This window comes from Salinibacterium sp. NYA9b (assembly GCF_976973725.1).
This window is the reverse complement of the sequence record NZ_OZ333476.1, coordinates 941,757-961,316: the sequence shown is the minus strand read 5'-3', so window position 1 is coordinate 961,316 and position 19,560 is coordinate 941,757. Positions and strand designations below refer to the sequence as shown.

Below are 19,560 nucleotides of genomic sequence, written 5' to 3'. Positions count from 1 at the left end.
GGCAATGGCTACATGGCACGACATCGAATCAGTACGAGAGGAGTGGCTTGACGCTCCCGAAAGTGATGACCTCCTCGAAGAACTTGTCGAAGTCGCGCAGCAGAGCGTCGTTGCCTATGCCCCGAAACTCGTCGAGCCGGAGGACGAGGAGACCGAACAGGTCATCCCCACGAACTACCGGTACGCGCAACTCCAGCAGGTCAAGAACTTGTGGAACGCGGGACGAGTTGATTCATCGGGAGGTGTGGGTGACGACGGCTTCGTGTTCCGTCCCCACCCTCTCGACTGGGTAATCAAACAGATTCTTCGACCTCGACGGGCGGTGCCTCGTGTCCGGTAACTCAGTGCGCGATTGGCTCGTCACCGAGCTAACTCCGCTCCTGCCACCTAAGTGGAAGATCAGCGCCAATCAAGTCGGCGTGGAGACCATCAGCAACGTCACCGTCGTCATCAAACATCTGGGAATCCAGAAGCTCGCTGAGGCTCCCGTCCATCACCTCGCGAACGACGTGACCATCACGATCATCGACCCGCACACAGACCAAATACGAGCCGAGAACGCACTCGACGACCTCGTGCTTGAACTCGTCACGGCGCTCGACTCACTGCCCGGTCTCACCCTCGTGAGGGCCAAGAAAGTCTTCGTCTCGGAGACCTACCTCGGCTGGGACATCGAAACATCAATCTTCTCCCGAAAGGAGAAAAAGTAATGGCTGAAATCGCAGTAGTACCAATCGTCATGAAGGACGTGGTTCTCGAAATCGAGGACGACGACTTCGCCGCCGCCGTTAGCTCGGCAATGCTCACCCCGTCGTCTTCGTCGGTCGTGTTCAAGGGTCTCAAGGCCGATGCAGTCTTCACCGACGTAACCGCCGCAACGTGGACTCTCGCGCTCACCTTCGCTCAGGACTGGGCAACGGCTGGCTCGCTCTCGCTCTACCTGTTCAACAACGAAGGCGCTGTCGTGGATGCGGTTCTCAAGCCTCAGTCCGGCATCGGCCCGTCGTTCGCGGTCGAGATCGTGATCACTCCTGGCGCAATCGGTGGAGCAGTCGACACGACCGCAACCGCCACCGTGACGCTTGGCGTTCAGGGCAAGCCGACTCTCGTTCCCGCCGTCTAACAATGGCATCGAACGGACGCATCTCGATTCTGCTGTCGAAAGACTTGCAGACGCTCTTGAGCGCCGTCCGTCAGATTCCGAAGGAGGTGGCGGCTGAGGTTCGCAAGCAGACCAAAGCCGCCGCCTTCCCCATCTGGGGCGAAGAGGTACGAGGCCGCACCGTAAGCCGCCAGCAGGTTTCAGTCCTGTCGGACACGGCGCGCGTTGCGGTCAGTGACTCGAACGTCCTCCTCCGCTCTGCCGCTGTCGGCAAGCTCTCGGACGGAACACCGAAGTCCGTGCTGGCGTTCGGAACCGAGTTCGGCGGAAACCCGAACAAGATCATCCATTCCAAGACGAAGAAGGGCAAGCCGTACACGCGCAAGCAAGGACGGCAGTTCCCGCTTCCACGTCGCGGCGGCTATGTCGTGTATCCAGCGGCGCGTGAGTCCATTCCGCGTCTGGCATCTCTTTGGGTGCAGACCACCATCAGAACAATTCATGAAGCATTCGAGAAAGGCGGGGCGCGCTAATGGCTAAGGGCATTGAAATTGGTATCGGCTCCGAGACCAAAGCTTTCAAGCAAGGCATCGAGTCTGGCGTAATCGAACCGATCGAGGATGCGGTCGACGCACTCGACGACCTCGGACGCAACAAGGGCACCGACAAGCTGGAGGACGGCTTCGAGGATGCGCAGCGCGCTTCCAAGGAACTCAAGAAGGAAGTTTCAGAAACCGCCGACAACATCGAGAAGGACTTCAAGAAGTCCTACGCGAAGATGAAGCAGGACTCCGAGTCCGGCACGACGAAGGCGAAGGCTGACCTCAAAGAGCTAGGCAACGAAGCGCGTCAGAACGCCGCTGAGACCTTCTCCAGCTTCGATGGCTCGGCTGAGTCGTTCGCTGACGGCATCCAAGGAACCCTCGGTGGCATCGTGTCCAGCCTTGGCCCTATCGGTGCCGCCGCTGGTGCCGCTGGCGCTCTCGGCATCGGTCTGATCATCGCTGGCATCGAAGACGCTGAGGACGAGTCTGAGGAGTTCCGCGAGAAGGTCGCTGATCTCACGAAAGACTTCATCGACTTTGGCATCGTAGGCAAGCGCTCCACCGCCTCGATTCTCGACCAGCTCGAAGACATGGCGACCGAGACCGACGACAACAGGGACAGCCTGGACGACCTCCGCAAGATCGCGGAACGCCTCTCAATCCCGTTCGACGACCTGACGAAGATTTACCTCGAAGGCGGTGACGCGCTCGGAGACCAGATCACCGTCACCGAAAAGTTGATCGAAAAAGAGCAGGAGATGGTCGAAGAGCAGGAGCGCTCCATTGCCCTCCAGCAGGGCCGAGGCAACGCGAACCGCGACCACCTGAACGACCTCACCGCACAGCGCGACATGCTCCAAGAGCAGAAGGACGCAATCGACGCAGCGCAGGAAGCGGAACTCACCTACCTCGCTTCGGGTGCTTCCGAGTTCGAGGTCAAGGTTGGACTGATCAAGTCCATCGACGCTGCCTACGACGACGCAGCCGCCAGCGTTCAGGACTTCATCAACGACGAAACCGGGATGCTCGACGTGGCCGCGTATATCGCGGCGATGGAAGCGAAGTCCGGAGCGCTCAAGAACTATCAGGACGACCTCGCGAACTCCGGTCTCTCGGATGACGCGAAGAGCTTCCTGAATGAACAGGGTGCCGAGTCTGCCGCGCTCATGGTGCAGGGCTACAAGGATGCTTCCCCGGCGCAGCAAGCGGAACTCATGCGCATCTGGTCTGAGGCTGGCCGAGAGAACTCCGGCGAGTACGTCAAGACCGGTCAGCAGGGATTCGACGGGGCGAAGCTCAAGGCTCCCGAAGTCCTCATGAAGACACCCGATGTCAGCAGCACCGTGAACGGCATCCAGCGTCAACTCAACAACCGCGCCGTGACCGTGCGCGTCAAGACGGTCGACCAGTACGGACGGGAACTCTTCTAATGGCATCCACGATTTCCGCGTTCGGGTACTCGATTACCCCGGAGCTGGTCGACGGCTACAAGTCGTCGCGCGAGAGCCGCAACGTGATTCACACCATCCTCGGTACGAACACTCCAGCGGTAACTCTTCGCACGGCTGGCCTTCGCACCGGCACACTCACGGCGTTGTTCAAGACGTTGGCTGAGGCACAAGTGCTGGAGAACGCTCTGCTGGCCGGAGCGGTCTTGACGTTCGCTGACACCGACAACGACGGACTCCTCATGGACTTTGTTGTCGACGGTGAGATCAGCGTCGAGTTGGAAGACGACGGCCGCGCACTGTGGCTTGTCGAGTTCGACTATCAGGAGGTCTCGTAGTGAGTGCCATGCCGATCAACACGAGCAGCTACACCGCCAAGGTGATGGGCATCGTCGTCGAGGCCGCACACGACGTTGAGATTCCCGCAGGAGATTCCTACTCGCAGGGTTTCGAGTCGAGCGTCGACGGCTGGACGGCTGATGCTTTTTCGTCAGTCAGCACCAGTACCAGCTACAAGCGAAGCGGCTCTCGCTCGCTAAAAGTTCTGTCTCTCAGCGACAATTTCGCGACAGTTACGCGCACACTTACCGGCCTTGTGGTTGGCGTCGAGTACACGCTCGCTTGTTTAGCGAACGGAGGCGGCTCTGGCCCAGCGCCGGTAGACATTGGCATCACTGGCAAGGGCAACAGCGGCACAAGCAGTTCCGCACCTTCCGGTTTCGAGCTTCGATCTTTCACATTTACAGCATCGGCGACGAGTCACGAAGCGGTTCTCGACATCTCGTTCGGTACTGCATGGTGGACTTCGGGAGATGCGGTGTGGTTCGACGACATCACGCTCTCCCACGGCGGTTACACCGAACACCTCGAAGAGATCACCGAGGACTTCTCGCTCGAAGTGAAGTCGGCTGAGGTCACCCTCGACGAGACTCGCGCGCCTTACGTTCAGGCCGAGATCACTTGTGCGCTGCCTCCGTTCGACGCGCTGGAGTCCATCGACCCGCGACTGAACCTCCGCGTGGAGGTCACCGCGACTCAAGAGTGGATTCAGCCGGTGCGCGACCCGCAGACTCGCACCTTCGATCTCCTCCTCCACGAGCGCACAATCGACCACGACGAGGCCGAACTCACGCTCCGTCTGGTCAGTGACGAAGCGCTCCTTATCGACGCTGGAAACGACAGCACGAGCCCCACGCGCATCTACGGCCTCTCGGTCAAGGACGCGGTCGACTCAACACTCACCGGCCACGGCTTCGCGCTGGAGGCCGGAGCGCTCGACGCCGACCTCGAAGCGCTACCGCCGACGCTGCCGGTCATCACGAACTACGCGACCACACCCATCCCCACACTCTCGAACAACTGGACTGGGCACTCAAGCACGAACAAGACCATCCTCAGTGGCGGATACATGGGACGGGACGTGTTCCGCACCACCCGCACGAGTTCATCAGGCAACTACGCAATCTACCTTGGGGAAGACAACGCAATCCCCCTGACAACAGGAGTCGATTACGTGGTGAGAGTGAAGACCCGCTCAAGCGTAGGAGCCACCCGCACACTCCGGCTCAAGGCCAGCAGTGGGGCGATCCTCAAGACCGTAGACATCGACATGGCGGCTAACGAGTGGACAGACGCTCGGCTGACCTTCACTGTGCAAAGCGGCGATTCCCCATACGGTTTTTCACTGCTGAGCTTGCCTGACCCCAGCGGCACAACGCTGGACATGACCGATCTCACGGTCTTCACTGCCGACGACGACACCGCTCAGGACGGTGTGTACTTCAACGGCTCGACTACAGATGACGAGTTCGACACGTTCGCATGGACAGGCACCACTAACGCTTCGACCTCGACTCGAACGAACCTCCTCAACTCCGACGCGTTCATCCAGACACCCGGCACCCTCGACTGGGACTACGTCGCGCCGCTCGTGCAAGCCGGTGGCCTTCGACTGTTCTGCGACGAGAAGCGAGACTGGCGACTCGTCGACCCGCTCAGCTACTCCGTGCCGGGACAGATCAACGTGGCCGCTGGCACGAACGCCACCTCTGGCCGGGACACGATCTCGCGCCAGCAGGAGGCATGGTTCGACTCAATCGTGATCGAGTACCGCTGGACTGACGCTGAGGGACTTCCGCAGGTCGCTTATGACGCAGCAAGCAACGGCGGAACGAAGATGCTCAAGAAGGTCATCGAGCGTCCGTTCCCCGGTGCCGGTGCTGCCGCTTCCATCCTCGCCTTGTACTCCGGTCGCGGTCGAACGCTTGACGTTGAGGCGCTGACCGACTTGAACGCGACTCCCGGCATGGCGCTCGTTATGACGCTACCGGGAACGCCGGCGCAGGTCGGCGTGGTCTCCAGCGTGACGTGGAAGTGGAGCGCCGAGGGCGACTCCGACGAGATGCGCATCGGCTCACGCGGCCTCCTCGACACACCCTCAACCGCATGGCTTCTCCAGCCGGACGGTTACGCATGGAACGAAGTACCAGTCGGTCAGGACTGGACAGAATACGAAACCCCTAGTTAGGACACATCATGGCAAACGGAGATGCAGCAGGAGCGAAGGGCTGGGACGTAGTTCCCAACACCGACGACGTGAAGGTCGGCTACGACGAGATCAACTACTCACGCGACCTCGTGGCCGCCGAGCAGGACGCTCGCGTGGCCGCTGACGCGCTCAAGCTCAACGCGTCCAGGATCATCATTAGCAGCACCACGCCAGCAGTCGTGAACGGTGCGCTCCTCTTCAAGTACACCGCGTAATGACTGACGTAGGTTTCGGCGGCAACAACGGCTCCGCCAACGATGGTTCAGGTGAGTGGGTTCGCTCGAAGATCAGCCTCCCCTCTGGCCGCGACATGTTCAACGGGTCTAACGCTGTCCTCGTTACCGCAATGGGACTCTACGTCGGCGGCTACTTTAGTTCGCCCTCAATCTCGGTGCAGCTCAACTCTTCACGCTCGTCCGCGTTCACAGTGGCATCAGACAGTCCACCAGTAGCGTTCACCGGGTACAAGTCAATCCCGAACACCCTCGTGAACGGTGGCACCGGATACGTGTACGCGATCACCGGCGGCGGACGTATCTACTTCGGGCGCTCCTCGACCTCCGGCACGAACGCAGTGTTCAACTCGAACGGCTACGGCTGGTCTGGCACCCTCGGCGGCGCGCTTCGCTACGTGGAAGCACCCTCGGCTCCACGTTCGGTGTCAGTCGTGTCGAGCGTTGCCGGTCAAGCGACCGTGTCGTGGAGCGCACCCTCCAGCGACGGCGGAACGAGCGTGACGGGCTACGTCATTCAGTACTCGACCTCGTCGTCGTTCACTGGCGCTTCCAGCACGACCTCGACCAGCACGTCGAAGACGCTGACCGGCCTTCTACCGGGACGCAAATACTACTTCCGAGTCATGGCGACCAACGCCGTGACCTCGGCGGCTGGCACTTGGGGAACTGCCAGTAGCTCGACCAACACTCTCGTCCTCTCCGGCGCAAAGTACGGAGTCGACGGCGAGTGGAAGGACTGCGAGGTCTACTACGGCCTCAACGGGGTATGGGTGCCGGTCTCGGTGGGTTTCGGCGAAGACGATCAATGGAAGTCGATGGAATGAACGACAGCAATATGAACAAGACAGCAATCACACTTGGCTACTTCGGACTGGGAGTCGTGGCGGTGATCGGAGTTATCACGACGGTCATCTTCGCGCCCGATGCCAAGGACGACGTAATCCAGTTTGTCGGCACGATCATGGCCGTGGCCTCGACCGGCGCGGTGACGTTCTACATGCTGGGCAAACAGAACGAGAAGGTCGAGAAGATTCAGCATCAGACCAACGGGACGCTGTCGGCATTGCGCGAAGAGAACACTCGACTCCAGCAGGAGAAGATCGAGTGGCTTCTCAAGGAGAACGAGAAGTAGCGCCATCCATGGTGGACATCTAGAGTAGAAAGTAGGAAAGCCGCCCGTAGCTCCAACTACGGGCGACCGGCCCTACTGGGGTCACCATCTTGCTATCGCCATCTTTCACATGGCATCTATTCGAATAGAGACTCAAGCCTTCGCTTTCGCGGGGGCTTGAGCTGCTTTAACTCTAAGGGCGAATCCGCTACTCACAGGCATAAGGGTTTTACACAAGCGGCTCCGCGAGTGCGAACGAGTAGTAGTGGAACGTCAAAAAATGCCCCTATCGGTCCACATCTGCTCTCATAGACTCATTTATCGGTCACGTCACGATTCAGTAACGGAACTACATGCCTGTAGTTCTCCACAGAAATCGACTCGATTATGCACACGTTGAGTGCGAAACACCGGCCAGATCAGGACTTATCCCCAACTTGCTCACAACCCAATTCGGCACCAAAGCGCCTAAAAACGCTTTTTCAGCATGTTTCATGCTTCGTCAATCGGTGCCACTCGCGTTCGATTGAAACCGAGCGAGGCGCTAAATACCCCTATGACGATATGACCGCTAGACCTGCGGTCATGAGAGTAATCAGCACCCAGCCCGGTACGTCTCCTCGCTCTGAGGTGAGCGCTCGGGTGCCTCGGGTAAGCCCGCTCTTCAGTAGCAATTGAGATGATTTCACTCTGTAATCATTGAGCGAAACACAATTGTGCGTAAAGATTTTCCACAACGAGCGAGAGCGACTAACCAGAGACGACGCGGCGCGACTCCCCGCGCGGGCCACTCCCCCGTTCGCTATTCTTCGGGCGCGTCTCGCTTTGCCTTGTCCTGCAACTCGGCTTGCAGCGCCTGCAACCGCTCGACCTCGTCTTCGACGATGGCGTCTGCCTGCGCGATGTTGTCAGGCGATACCAATCCGGTGTCGGCAAGAATCGCGTCTTCGGTGACCTGCGAGATTCCGCCGCCAGACTGCGCGGCTTTCTTGCGGAGGCGATCGAGTGCCGCGCGAAGGGGGTGCACGGGTTCGCGAAGCAGCGGTTCTTCGACCTCGAGGCCATAGAACGTGCCAATCTGGTCCACGAACTGAGCGCGTTGCGCGCGATCGTAGGCACGCCGCTCTCGGCTGAACGCCGTCACCGTGGCTGCACACATCATGAGCATCACGACACTGAAGGGCAATGCAGACAGAATTGCCGCCGTTTGCAAAGTCTGCAGCCCCCCTGTCACCAGGAGAGCGATTGCCAAGAATGAGGCAAGCAGCGCGAAGAAGATCCGGATGCGCTTGGGTGGTTCTGCCGAGCCACCGGTTGCGATCATCGACATCACGAGGGCACCAGAATCCGCCGAGGTGACAAAGAAGATGCCGATAAGCAGGATCGCTCCGAATGTGAGAGCGGTTCCCGCTGGCAACCCCGCGAGAAGATCGAATAACGCCGAATCGGCATCCACCGATCCATCTGCGGCGACGAGCCCGCCCTGACCGTAGAGCTCACGGTAGATGGCATTTCCGCCGAGAACGCTGAACCAGAGGAAGGTGAGCACGGTCGGGACGAGCATGACGCCGCCCACGAACTCGCGCACGGTGCGACCTTTTGACACCCGCGCAATGAAGACGCCAACGAACGGTGCCCACGACATCCACCAGCCCCAGTAGAAGGTGGTCCAGCCGGCCTGCCACTGTTCGCCAGCATCGCCCTGGTAGGCGCTGACGTTAAAAGCGAGGCCGATGAAGCCTTGGAGATAGTTACCCATGGACTGAACGAACTCGCGGAACAGGAACGCCGTGGGACCGACGATCAGGAGGAATACCAAAAGCACCGCAGCGAGCAGGAGATTAGTAGTGGAGAGCCACTTCATGCCGCGGCCGATACCCGACACCAGCGACAGGATGGTGAACGCGATGATGACGACGATGACGGAGATCTGGGTGGTGAGGTTCGATTCGGCGATGCCAGTCTTTTCGAGACCGGCAGAGATCTGAAGTACGCCGAGACCGAGAGACGTAGCAACACCGAACACGGTGCCGACGAGCGCGATGACGTCGATGAGGTTGCCCCAGCCGCCCCGAACGCGCTTGCCGAGCAGCGGCTCAAGAGTCCAGCGAATCGAGATGGGGCGACCGCGACGATGAATGGCGTACGCGAGCGCGAGGCCGACCACTACGTAAATAGCCCAGGCGTGCACACCCCAGTGCAGGAACGTTTGACTCATGGCTTGCTGGGCGAGCTGAATCTCCGTGCCCGAAACACCAGGACGCGGGTTCGCGAAATGGCTGAGCGGTTCGGCAACACCATAGAAAACGAGGCCGATGCCCATGCCCGCGGCAAACAGGAAGGAGATCCAGGCGATCATCGAGAACTCAGGCTCGTCGTCATCCTTTCCCAATTTAATATCGCCGTAGCGACTAAACCCCAGATACAGCGCGAAGGCCACAAAGAAGGCCGCGATGAGCACGTAATACCAACTGAAAGAGTTGATAACGCTCGACTGCAGGGTGGAAAAAACGGCGTTAGCGAGGTTCGGCGCAATGATCGCGAACGCCGTGATCGCGATGATCAGCCCTGCTGCTGGCCAGAAAACCCAGGGGGCGAGCATCCGCGTCGCTATAGGTCTCTGCGGCAGATCAGTCTCTGTGGGGGTTGTCGATTCTGCGGTCATGAGATCTCCGATCGCGTGGCAATTGCTGCATCAACAGTACAGAGCGATTGCGCGTAAATCACACTGCGACGAGGGTTCTTTCGCGCTACTGCTCCGATTGGAAGCGGTAACCGAGCTGCCAGCGGGCGCTGTCAATAGTGTCGAGAATCGCGACAGTTTCATCAAGGGTGTGCACGGGTGATTCGGTGAGGCCCTGAGCAACAAAACTCGCGAGCGCCGTTGCCTGGTAGCTGAGACCGCGGTGGCCAACTACGCCGGTCTCGTCTTTCCAGTGAATTGATTCGCCGTTGAAGCCCGGCTTTGAGAGCGTCAGCGAAGTGGGCGTGAAGAAGCCGTTGCCGACCTCCAGCAGCGCCTCGGTGCCGGCGACGGATGCCGTGATGGGGGTGCGCGCGAGCAACGTGGTGTTGAGCTGGGCCTGAGCCGCGCTCGCATAGCTGAGGGTAAGGAGAGATTGAGCATCCACCCCACTCTCGATGAGCGACCCCACATTGTGCACGGCAGAAGGTGCGCCCAGAATCTGTGATGCGAAGGCGATCGGGTAAATGCCGAGGTCGAGCAGGGCTCCTCCCCCGCCGTCGAGCGAGCGAACCCGGTGCCCCTCAGGAATGTGCTGGCCGTGGTCGGCGGTGACGAGGTGAATATCGCCCAAGGTTCCGTCAGCAACAAGTTGGTTGATGATTGAGGTTTGGGGCAGGTAGCGAGTCCACATCGCTTCCATCGCGAACACCCCGGCGGCCCGGGCTGCGGCCACAATCTCGCGCGCTTCGGCACCGGTCATGGCGAACGGCTTCTCCACCAGAATGTGCTTGCCCGCGGCGATCGACTGCAGCGCTAGATCGCGGTGAACGTGCTGCTGCGCGGCGATGTAAATCACGTCGACGTCGGGGTTGGCCAACAGCTCGGCATAGTCGCCGTAGGCCTTCTCGATGCCCCAGGTGTTCGCAAAGTCTTGGGCACGATCAAGGCTGCGGGATGCCACGGCCACGAGCTTCTGCTCAGTGTGCGCTTGCACCGCCTCCGCGAACGTCGCGGCGATTCCACCGGGCGCCATGATGCCCCAGCGCAGTGCCGGAACGGAGTCTGCTGCGGGAATGATCGGGGCCGGGAACGTGGTGGGGAACACAAGCATCCTTCTCGTTGGGGAGGACTGCGGCGGCGCAGGCCTCGACCAGTCTAAGTCGCGAACAGGCGTTGGCCTCCGTGCGCAGTTGGCCTCCGAAGTGGGCGCCCAGAAGAGCGATCTCCGCCCGAACGACCCGGGGCTAGGACTGCTTCTGCTAGCGTCAGCCCTTTGTGCTTGGGATTACCTCTCCTGCAGCTCCTCCACCCGACCAACCGGAGAACTATCGTGATTCCTCGCCCTAAAATCTTGCCCAGCATTACCGCTGTCGCCCTTGCGCTTGCCTTGACTTTCGCCGGCGCACTGCCAGCGAACGCCGCCGCAACGTACCTCGTCAACAGTTGGGGCGGCATGCCAGACGCGTTCGCTTACGCGTCCGATGGCGGCACCGTGAAACTCATTGCCGATATCGTTGCTCCGGCAGGCAGGTCAATAACGGTCAAACCGGGCGAATCGATCACGCTTGACCTCAACGGGCATGACCTCACCGTCAACAATGACGTCCCTGACTCTCTGGCGGCGATTGAGGTTCCCAGCACCTCCACGCTCACCATCATTGCCCCCGGCGGCGGAACGCTCACAGTAACCGGAGGCCGGTACAGTGCGGGCATCGGCGGCAATGAAGGCAACGCTGGCGGCTCCGTCATCGTTAACAGTGGCACCATCACCGCACAAGGCGGCCGCTTCGGCGCGGGCATCGGCGGCGGAGACGGCGGTGACGGCGGCACCACCACCGTCAACGGCGGCACCATCACCGCAACCGGCGGCTACCACGGCGCAGGCATCGGCGGCGGCCAGGAAGGCGACGGCGGCTCCGTCATCGTCAACAGCGGCACAATCCTCGCAACCGGCGGCTACCACGGCGCAGGCATCGGCGGCGGCCTTAACGGCAACGGCGGCACCACCACCAACAGCGGCACCATCACCGCAACCGGCGGCAACAGAAGCGCAGGCATCGGCGGCGGCCTTAACGGCAACGGCGGCACCACCTCTCAGAGCGGCGGCACCATCAGCGCGATCGGAGGCTTCGCGGCCGCAGGCATCGGCGGCGGCCAGGAAGGCGACGGCGGCACCACGACCGTTAGCGGTGGCACGCTAGACGCAACCGGAGGCGGCAGTGGCGCGGGCATCGGCGGCGGATATCAGGGCAACGGCGGCACCACCATCCTCACCGGAGGCACCACCACCGCTACCGGCGACAACTCAGGCGCAGGCATCGGCGGCGGCCAGAACAGCTCCTCCTCTGGAGTACTCGACATTCATGGCATCGGCGCACCAGGGGCAGCAACTAATGGTGGAGACCCGAACGGTGCCCTCATCACCAATTCCACGACTCCGGCAGGGATCGGCTATACGGCCGCTACCGCCACTGTTGGCTCCGGCGGTCAGATCAGTGTCGAATTCGTGCGCATCGCGACCTTCGACGCGGCCGGCGGAACGGCAACCGACACCGCATTTGTTGCCATCGGCGACACTCTCACCGAACCCACCGACCCCACCCGCACCGGCTACACCTTCGCCGGCTGGACAGTCAGCGGCGCCGCCTACGACTTCACCACCCCGGTGACCACGCCACTGACGCTAACCGCGACGTGGACAGAGGTTCCCGCCAACTACATCATTAGCTTCGATGCCGCTGACGGAACAACCACAGCAGACGTGTCAGTCTCCGATGGCGACACCCTCAGCGCACCCACCGACCCCACCCGCACCGGCTACACCTTCGCCGGCTGGATGGTCAGCGGCGCCGCCTACGACTTCACCAATCCGGTGACCGCACCGCTGACGCTGACCGCTACGTGGACAGAGGTGCCCGCGACCGGTGGCACCCCCACCGCTGACGTCACGCTCGCTGCTACAGGTTTTGCGTTAGCGCCCCACCTCTCCGTAGGTGCAACATTGCTCGTGGCCGGCTTCGCCCTCCTCGTGCTTCGCCGACGCGTCACCGCCCGGCAGCGATAGCGCAACACGAGTCCCCCGCGAACCCGCGCTGCGTTCCCCATAACGCGACTTGTGGAAAACCTGAGACATGATTCAGGTTTCACTGTACGGTGATTCTGACGGTGCGTCGCTCGACGGCGGCTGCCGTCAGCGTCGCGCTTGTGTCGCGGCGCGCAATGCGGCCGGGACATCCGCGCAATGACGCACGGAGCGAAGACCGCATTGCGACGTGCGGAGGTATTCCGAATGTCCACTGTTAAACGCCGGCTCACCATCCCGGCAGTACTCGCCTCTCTCGCCCTCGTCAGCGCCACGCTGGCCGGAGCGCCACTCGCGGCCCAAGCGATCACGTGTCCACCCGGTTTCGAGATGCTGCCGGGGTGCAGCAACTCGTCCGACCCCGGCGGCTCCGACACCGTTCCGGGCACGTGGAGCACCGAAACGGTTGCCGGGATGAGCACTCGTATCTACGCGCCATCCACCGCAGCCGAACTGCCGGCCGGACGCGCCCTCATGATCAGCCTCCACGGCTGCGCGCAGAAAGCGAGCGACTTCCAAGCGAACGCCAACTGGGTGGCCGCCGCCGAAGACTACGGAATGATCGTCGCCCTCCCCGATGCGCCCAACGGTGGCGTCGTGTTCGGCTGCTGGGATTACTACGACTCCAACCATTCCCGCAGCAACCCCGCGCGGCATGACGACAATCTGTTGAACCTCGCCACAACGTTGAGCGCGCGTGCTTCTCTCGGCATCGATGCCGACCAGGTCTATATTTCTGGGTTGTCATCCGGTGGTGGAGAAACCATGGTGATGGGATGCCTCGCCCCCGACGTTTTTGCGGGAATGGGTATCAATGCCGGCCCCACGGTGGGCACCACGTCGGGCCAGATCTCAAGTGTGGCCGTATCGAAGGCGCAGGGCACGAATACCTGCACCACCTTCGGCAGCGGCAATACCGCGGCTTTCTCCACACAACTCACCTCGGTGATCTACGGCAGCAATGACTCCACCGTCTCGACCGGCTACAACACCTTGAACGGCCAGATCATGGCCGGCATTTATGGGGCATCCAGCACGTCAACGTTTAGTTTGAGCGGCTTCGCTGGCAACAACACTGCTGGCTCGGGCACGCTTTATTCAGATGCCGCGGGGCCACGGGTTTCGGTGATTCAGAACTCGAACCTCGGCCACAACTGGCCAGCGGGCGCAGGCACGGGAGGAACGTACATCAACGCGAACAGCCTTGACTACCCGGCGTATGTGACCGGGTTCTTCTTCGACAACAACCGTCGCGTCGACCGGACTGGGACGCCAGGGCCGACGCCGACGCCCACGCCGACTCCCACCTCGACGCCAACGCCAACGCCAACGCCAACGCCGGATCCTGAACCTGTGACGTGCTTCACTGCGACCAATTTCCAGCATGCGGCGGCGGGGCGAGCCTTCGCCTACGGGGTCAATCCTTACAACCCGTATTACGCGAAGGGATCGCTGAGCTACCTCGGTCAAGGCGATGCAACGATCACGAGTCTCTCGCAGGTCTCAGCGACAAGCTGGGCGAAGGCGGCGAGCTGCGGCTAGCCGTCGGCACGGCCGACTAATGCTCTCGAAGGGCGTCTCCGGGACTCCTACTGCTCCGGAGACGCTCGACAGCGGTACCGCGCAGCGAGAAAGTTGAGCGAACTGGCGCCGCCCCAGCGTGCTCGGTTCGTGAGCACCACCCTGCGCCGACGCGAAACCGCACACCATAAATGGGGTCACTCGCGCGCTCCCAGCCGAGCATCAACCTGCTAACTTCTAGATAACCACTGCGGAATGAATGATGTTCCGAACGATCACCCGGAGATCAGTCATGCTCGCACGCCCTTTCGTTAAGACCGCTGCGCTCGCCACCGCGCTGGCGCTCCCCCTAGCTCTCGCTGTGGCGGATCCCGCAACAGCGGCAACCGTCACCGTCACCGCTTGGGGTGATTTGAAAGCCGCGTTCTTGATCGACGGCGACACCGTCGTCCTCGGCGCCGACATCACCGCCCCCAGCGCAGAATCGCTAGCAATCGACCTAGGTGAAGCCATCACCCTCGATCTGAATGGCCACACCCTCAGCATCACCACTCCGCCCACCACTGCAGCCGCGGTCGGAGTGCCGGACACCTCGACACTCACCATCAACGCCACCGGCGGCGGCACACTCACCGCAACCGGCGGCCAGGCCGGTGCAGGCATCGGCGGCGACTACAACCGCGCCGGCGGCACCACCATCATCAACGGCGGCACCATCACCGCAACCGGCGGCCAGGCCGGTGCAGGCATCGGCGGCGGCTACTACGGCGCCGGGGGAACCACCACCATCAACGGCGGCACCACCACCGCAACCGGCGGCCAGGGAGGTGCAGGCATCGGCGGCGGCTACAACCGCGCCGGCGGCACCACCATCATCAACGGCACCACCATCATCAACGGCGGCACCATCACCGCAACCGGCGGCGAGAACGGTGCAGGTATCGGCGGCGGCCACCTCGGTGTTGGCGGCACAACCACCATCAACGGCGGCACCATCACCGCAAACGGCGGCATCGGCAGCGCCGGCATCGGCGGCGGCAACGGCGATGGTGGCGCTGGTGGCGGCGGCAGCGACGGAGGTGGCGGTGGCAGCGACGGCGGCATCACCACCATTAACGGCGGCACCACCAGCGCAACCGGCGGCGTCAGCGGTGCCGGCATCGGCGGCGGTAATTTGAGCGCCAGCGGCGGTTTCACCGCCCTCACCGGCGGCACTACTACCGCAACCGGAGGCGCCTCCGCCTCCGGTATTGGCAGCGGCGACGGCGGCGGCGGGAACTCCGGTGCCCTAGATATTCACGGCTTCCCGAATACTGGCGCCGCACTCGATGGTGGAGGCCCGCAAGCCTCCCTAATCACCAACACGGTCGCACCGACCGGGATCGGCTACTCGGCCGTCTCTTCCCTAGTTGGCGAAGGCGGAAAGATCATCGTCGGGTTCAATTACCTCGTCACCTTGGATGCGGCCGGCGGCATCAGCGCCCCCGCTGCAGCAATCAACGCTGGCGACACCATCACCGCACCCGCCGACCCTGCCCGTGACGGCTACACCTTCACCGGGTGGACCCTCAACGGCGTTACCTACAACTTCGCCGCCCCTGTCACCGAACCAATCACACTGACTGCAACCTGGGCCATCGTGGTTGCCGCTCCCGGAGAACTCGCGGCCACAGGTATCGATCCGGTGCCGGGTCTGAGCGCGGCGGCGCTTCTGCTGTTGGCTGGCCTCGCTCTCATCGCGCTCCGTCGACGCACCAGCGCCCGCCGAGGTTAACGATGGCGCGGTGGCTCGAACCGTGGGAGCCTCCGCGCGATACCTTCGCGCCACGAAAGCTGAAAACACGGCGGCTGTGCGCAACAAAAGTTAGCGAACTGGCCCGGCACCCGGCATGCTTAAGCGGTGACCGATAACAGTGCGCCCGCGATCCTCTCGCTTGAGCGCCTGCGGGCCTCTCTTGCGGATGCTGGATTGACCCTAGAACTCGACGGTGTTGTGACGCAGCGCGAAGCTGCCGCAGCCGCCGTCCGCCAGATTGACGACTACATTCGCCCCCGCTTGGCCGATCTCGATGCACCGCTGCTGGCGGTGGTGGGTGGCTCCACTGGCTCGGGTAAGTCGACAATCGTGAACGCGCTGCTCGGCGTCGCGACGACTCGGGCCGGCGTCATCCGCCCCACAACGCGTCAACCGATTCTGGTGCACGCTCCCGTGGATGCGGGATGGTTCGCGAGCGACCGCATCCTTCCGGGGCTTGCGCGCGTGCGCGGCCGCATCAGCGCAGCAGGAACGCCTGCCTCTAGTGCGGGAGATGCTCCGGAGGAGTCGCGCATCGGGGAACTCATGCTTCTCGAACACGAAAGTGTTCCGCGGTCGCTCGCGATCATCGACGCTCCGGATATCGACTCTGTCGCGGATGAAAACCGGGCGCTGGCGACTCAGTTGCTCGCGGCCGCCGATCTGTGGCTGTTCGTCACGACCGCCAACCGCTACGCCGACGCCGTGCCGTGGCGGCTGCTCGAGAGCGCTGCCGCCCGCTCAATCACCGTCGGCATCGTGCTCAACCGGGTGCCGCCGGGCGCGCTTGACGAAGTTCTCCCCGACCTGCAAACCATGCTGCGCGAGCGCGGCCTCAGCGACGCCCCCATCTTCTCGATCGACGAACAGCCTCTCGACGAACTGGGAATGTTGCCTGCCAGCGCAGTCGAACGCCCGCGCGAATGGCTGACCTCAATAGCCGGCGACCGCGCCGAGCGATCGCGCATCGCCGCCCGCACCCTCAGCGGAGCCATCGTCGAACTCGACCGCCACGTTGCCGTGATTGCGGATGCCCGCCAGCAGCAACTCGACTGGATCGACGCCGCACGCGCCGCCGCCGCCGCACACTACGAAACTGCGCTCGAAGCCGTAGATGCCGCCACCCAGAACGGCGCCCTCATGCGCGGTGAAGTACTCGCCCGCTGGCAAGATTTTGTGGGAACCTCCGACTTCTTCAGAAAAGTTGACTCGTGGTTCTCGGCAGCCCGCGACCGCGCCACAGCATGGATCACCGGCAAACCCAGCCCCGTCGTGGAAGTCGAAACCCAGATCGAAACCGGACTGCAGACCGTAATCGTTGACCAAGCGGGGCGCGCTGCTGCAGCAGCGTGGGCCGGGCTAGAACGAACCGCAGCGGGCAAGGCCATCGCTGAACGGCATCCGGAACTTGCTCGCGAAAGCGCTGAGCTGCCTCAGGCCGCGACCGCGATGATTCGTGAATGGCAGGGCGCGCTCATGCAGCTCATTCACGACAACGCGGGAGATAAGCGCATCCGGGCTCGCATTCTGTCGCTCGGACTGAACGTTGTGACAGTCGCCCTCATGATCGTGGTGTTCGCCTCGACCGGTGGACTCACCGGGGGCGAGATTGCCATTGCGGGTGGTTCGGCCGTGCTCGGCCAAAAGCTGCTCGAAACGATCTTTGGCGAGGATGCCGTGCGCCGGCTCGCAAGCGAGGCCCGCGACGACCTGCATGCGCGCGTTCGTGTTCTGTTCGATGCGGAGATCGCTCGCTTGAGTGTCGCGTTGGAGCCGCTGCGTTTCGGTGCAACTCCCGATTCGCTGCGACGTGAATCGCAAGCCCTGCTCGACGATGTCGCGCGTGCGGCGGAGGACAACTCGTGAGCGCCGCCAAGCCCAGCCTCGACGAGCGGATTGCCGCGCTGCGCACGGTCACTGAGGCGGGCGGCGGTCGCATCCCGGCCGAGTTGCTCGACAATGCCCGTGCCCTGCTGACACAGACGGAAGCGCGCCGTTCCCGCTCCCCCGAACACACCGTGGTTGGCGTCTTCGGCGCTACCGGATCGGGCAAGTCGAGTCTGGTCAACGCTCTTGTGGGCGACGAGGTTGCGGTGGCGCATGTTCGCCGCCCGACTACTTCGCAGGCTCTCGCGGTGACGTGGGAGGCTGCCGGCGCGAGTGAACTGCTCGACTGGCTTGAGGTTCGTGAGCGGGTCGAGCGGTCGACACCCTTTGATTCTCGCGCCAGCAAGCTCGTGCTTGTCGACCTGCCCGACGTCGATTCTGTGGAGGCCAGCAATCGTGCTGTCGCCGAACGTCTTGCCGGTCAAGTGGATGCTCTGATCTGGGTTGTGGACCCGCAAAAGTATGCCGACGATGTGTTGCACGCGCAGTTCATCGCGCCGCACGCCAAGCACGCCGCCGTGACTCTGGTCGTGCTCAACCAGGTCGACCTGTTGAGCGCGGATGATCGTGCCGCCGTCGTGACGTCGCTGCAGGCCATTGTGGAACGCGACGGTCTTCCGCGCGCCCGCGTGCTGCCTGTGAGCGCCCGCACTGGTGAGGGTGTTGATGCGTTGCGTCAGGCAATTGGCGACCTTGCCGCGTCAAAGACGGTGCGGGATGCGCGGCTCAGCGCTGACGTGCAGACCATCGCTGCGCGCATCGACGATCCGGGTTTCCCGCAGAAGGTCAGCGCGAAGAGCACCGCTCGATTGCGCGATGAGGTGGGCACAGCCGCGGGCGTCGACATCGTGGCATCCGCTGTTGCCCGCTCGTACCGCAAGCGTTCCGGGCAAGCCACCGGCTGGCCGCTCGTCTCCTGGATCGGTCGCTTGCGCGCCGACCCCCTCACCCGCTTGGGCCTCGGGCCGAAGCGTCGTGGCGACGACCCTGACGTGCATCGCACGAGCATGCCACTGCTCAGCGCCGGCGCCCAGGCTCGGATGTCGATGGCCGTGCGCACCTTCACTGACGAAGCCGGCGCGGGAGTTTCTGCCCCGTGGCGGGCTGCCGCGCGCACCACAGCCGAGCAGGCTCTAGACACTCTGCCGGCCACTCTCGATCTCGCCATCGCCCGCACGCCTCTGCCCGCGAAGGGTTCCTGGTGGTGGGTGCTCGTGGGCATCGTGCAGTGGATCGCCACGATCGCCGGCTTGGGCGGAGCGCTCTGGTTAGTGGGCACCGCGCTGCTGCCGACGTTCGGCTTGCCCGCGTTCCCGCTCCCCGCCGTGGAGGAAGGTCCGCTCACTGGATGGGCGATACCGACGCTGCTACTGCTTGCGGCCGTGCTCGTGGGCATCGTGCTCGGTCTGTTATCGGCAGCGCTCAGCGCGTTGACCGCCGTTGGCCGCCGCCGCCGTGCCCGCCGCCGTCTTCTCACCGCGGTGACCGAGGTTGTGCAGCGGGATGTCGTGACTCCCGTCGCGACCGCGCTCGAGCAGGCGCGGGCGGTGTCGGCCGCGCTGCAGGTTGCGCGGCGCTAGAGCGATCCTCGGGTCCCTG

At 62.8% G+C, this 19,560-nt stretch carries 17 protein-coding genes; 15 read left to right on the top strand and 2 right to left on the bottom strand.

All coding sequences use genetic code 11. The features are described 5' to 3' along the window. The first annotated feature begins 4 nt into the window (after window positions 1–4). Genes ACWFSR_RS04550 through ACWFSR_RS04505 form a run of 10 tightly spaced genes read left to right on the top strand, consistent with a single transcriptional unit; the run spans window position 5 to window position 7,011 of the window. Complete coding sequence (locus ACWFSR_RS04550; protein WP_447523188.1) at window positions 5–340, top strand: hypothetical protein; 336 nt, start codon at window positions 5–7, stop codon at window positions 338–340. Next, the gene (locus ACWFSR_RS04545; protein ID WP_447523187.1) at window positions 330–710 is read left to right on the top strand and encodes a hypothetical protein; all 381 of its coding nucleotides are present in this window, start codon (window positions 330–332) and stop codon (window positions 708–710) included. Before ACWFSR_RS04550 ends, ACWFSR_RS04545 begins: the two co-directional genes overlap by 11 nt. After that, window positions 710–1,123 (top strand): hypothetical protein, encoded by a 414-nt coding sequence (locus ACWFSR_RS04540; protein WP_447523186.1) that lies wholly within the window; start codon window positions 710–712, stop codon window positions 1,121–1,123. The genes ACWFSR_RS04545 and ACWFSR_RS04540 overlap by 1 nt, the downstream gene beginning before the upstream one ends. 2 nt (window positions 1,124–1,125) lie before the next feature. Then, complete coding sequence (locus ACWFSR_RS04535) at window positions 1,126–1,635, top strand: hypothetical protein (RefSeq protein ID WP_447523185.1); 510 nt, start codon at window positions 1,126–1,128, stop codon at window positions 1,633–1,635. Further along, window positions 1,635–3,077, top strand: a complete 1,443-nt coding sequence (locus ACWFSR_RS04530; RefSeq protein ID WP_447523184.1) for a hypothetical protein — start codon at window positions 1,635–1,637, stop codon at window positions 3,075–3,077. The genes ACWFSR_RS04535 and ACWFSR_RS04530 overlap by 1 nt, the downstream gene beginning before the upstream one ends. Further along, window positions 3,077–3,433, top strand: a complete 357-nt coding sequence (locus ACWFSR_RS04525) for a hypothetical protein (protein WP_447523183.1) — start codon at window positions 3,077–3,079, stop codon at window positions 3,431–3,433. Before ACWFSR_RS04530 ends, ACWFSR_RS04525 begins: the two co-directional genes overlap by 1 nt. Next, complete coding sequence (locus ACWFSR_RS04520; RefSeq protein WP_447523182.1) at window positions 3,433–5,622, top strand: hypothetical protein; 2,190 nt, start codon at window positions 3,433–3,435, stop codon at window positions 5,620–5,622. Before ACWFSR_RS04525 ends, ACWFSR_RS04520 begins: the two co-directional genes overlap by 1 nt. 8 nt (window positions 5,623–5,630) lie before the next feature. Next, complete coding sequence (locus tag ACWFSR_RS04515; protein ID WP_447523181.1) at window positions 5,631–5,858, top strand: hypothetical protein; 228 nt, start codon at window positions 5,631–5,633, stop codon at window positions 5,856–5,858. Continuing rightward, window positions 5,858–6,703 (top strand): fibronectin type III domain-containing protein, encoded by an 846-nt coding sequence (locus ACWFSR_RS04510; RefSeq protein ID WP_447523180.1) that lies wholly within the window; start codon window positions 5,858–5,860, stop codon window positions 6,701–6,703. Before ACWFSR_RS04515 ends, ACWFSR_RS04510 begins: the two co-directional genes overlap by 1 nt. Further along, window positions 6,700–7,011 (top strand): hypothetical protein, encoded by a 312-nt coding sequence (locus ACWFSR_RS04505; protein ID WP_447523179.1) that lies wholly within the window; start codon window positions 6,700–6,702, stop codon window positions 7,009–7,011. Before ACWFSR_RS04510 ends, ACWFSR_RS04505 begins: the two co-directional genes overlap by 4 nt. A 781-nt stretch (window positions 7,012–7,792) precedes the next feature. On the opposite strand, the gene ACWFSR_RS04500 is transcribed toward ACWFSR_RS04505, so the two are convergent. After that, on the bottom strand, window positions 7,793–9,655 hold the full coding sequence (locus ACWFSR_RS04500) for a BCCT family transporter (RefSeq protein ID WP_447523178.1): 1,863 nt from the start codon (window positions 9,653–9,655) through the stop codon (window positions 7,793–7,795). 85 nt (window positions 9,656–9,740) lie between these two features. Next, window positions 9,741–10,787: a Gfo/Idh/MocA family protein gene (locus tag ACWFSR_RS04495; protein ID WP_447523177.1), complete on the bottom strand. Its 1,047-nt coding sequence runs from the start codon at window positions 10,785–10,787 to the stop codon at window positions 9,741–9,743. Between the two features lie 219 nt (window positions 10,788–11,006). Between ACWFSR_RS04495 and ACWFSR_RS04490 the strand changes: the two genes are divergently transcribed. The 5 genes from ACWFSR_RS04490 (at window position 11,007) to ACWFSR_RS04470 (ending at window position 19,541) form a co-directional block, all read left to right on the top strand. Beyond that, window positions 11,007–12,740 carry an InlB B-repeat-containing protein gene (locus ACWFSR_RS04490; RefSeq protein WP_447523176.1) on the top strand — a complete coding sequence of 578 codons (1,734 nt, stop codon included), beginning with the start codon at window positions 11,007–11,009 and terminating at the stop codon, window positions 12,738–12,740. A gap of 225 nt (window positions 12,741–12,965) precedes the next feature. After that, window positions 12,966–14,300 (top strand): extracellular catalytic domain type 1 short-chain-length polyhydroxyalkanoate depolymerase, encoded by a 1,335-nt coding sequence (locus ACWFSR_RS04485; RefSeq protein WP_447523175.1) that lies wholly within the window; start codon window positions 12,966–12,968, stop codon window positions 14,298–14,300. Between the two features lie 271 nt (window positions 14,301–14,571). Continuing rightward, window positions 14,572–16,053, top strand: coding sequence for an InlB B-repeat-containing protein (locus ACWFSR_RS04480; RefSeq protein ID WP_447523174.1), 1,482 nt, complete (start codon window positions 14,572–14,574; stop codon window positions 16,051–16,053). A 126-nt stretch (window positions 16,054–16,179) separates the two neighbouring features. Further along, window positions 16,180–17,940: a dynamin family protein gene (locus ACWFSR_RS04475; RefSeq protein ID WP_447523173.1), complete on the top strand. Its 1,761-nt coding sequence runs from the start codon at window positions 16,180–16,182 to the stop codon at window positions 17,938–17,940. Then, window positions 17,937–19,541, top strand: a complete 1,605-nt coding sequence (locus tag ACWFSR_RS04470; RefSeq protein WP_447523172.1) for a GTPase — start codon at window positions 17,937–17,939, stop codon at window positions 19,539–19,541. Before ACWFSR_RS04475 ends, ACWFSR_RS04470 begins: the two co-directional genes overlap by 4 nt. The last annotated feature ends 19 nt before the right edge of the window (window positions 19,542–19,560 follow it).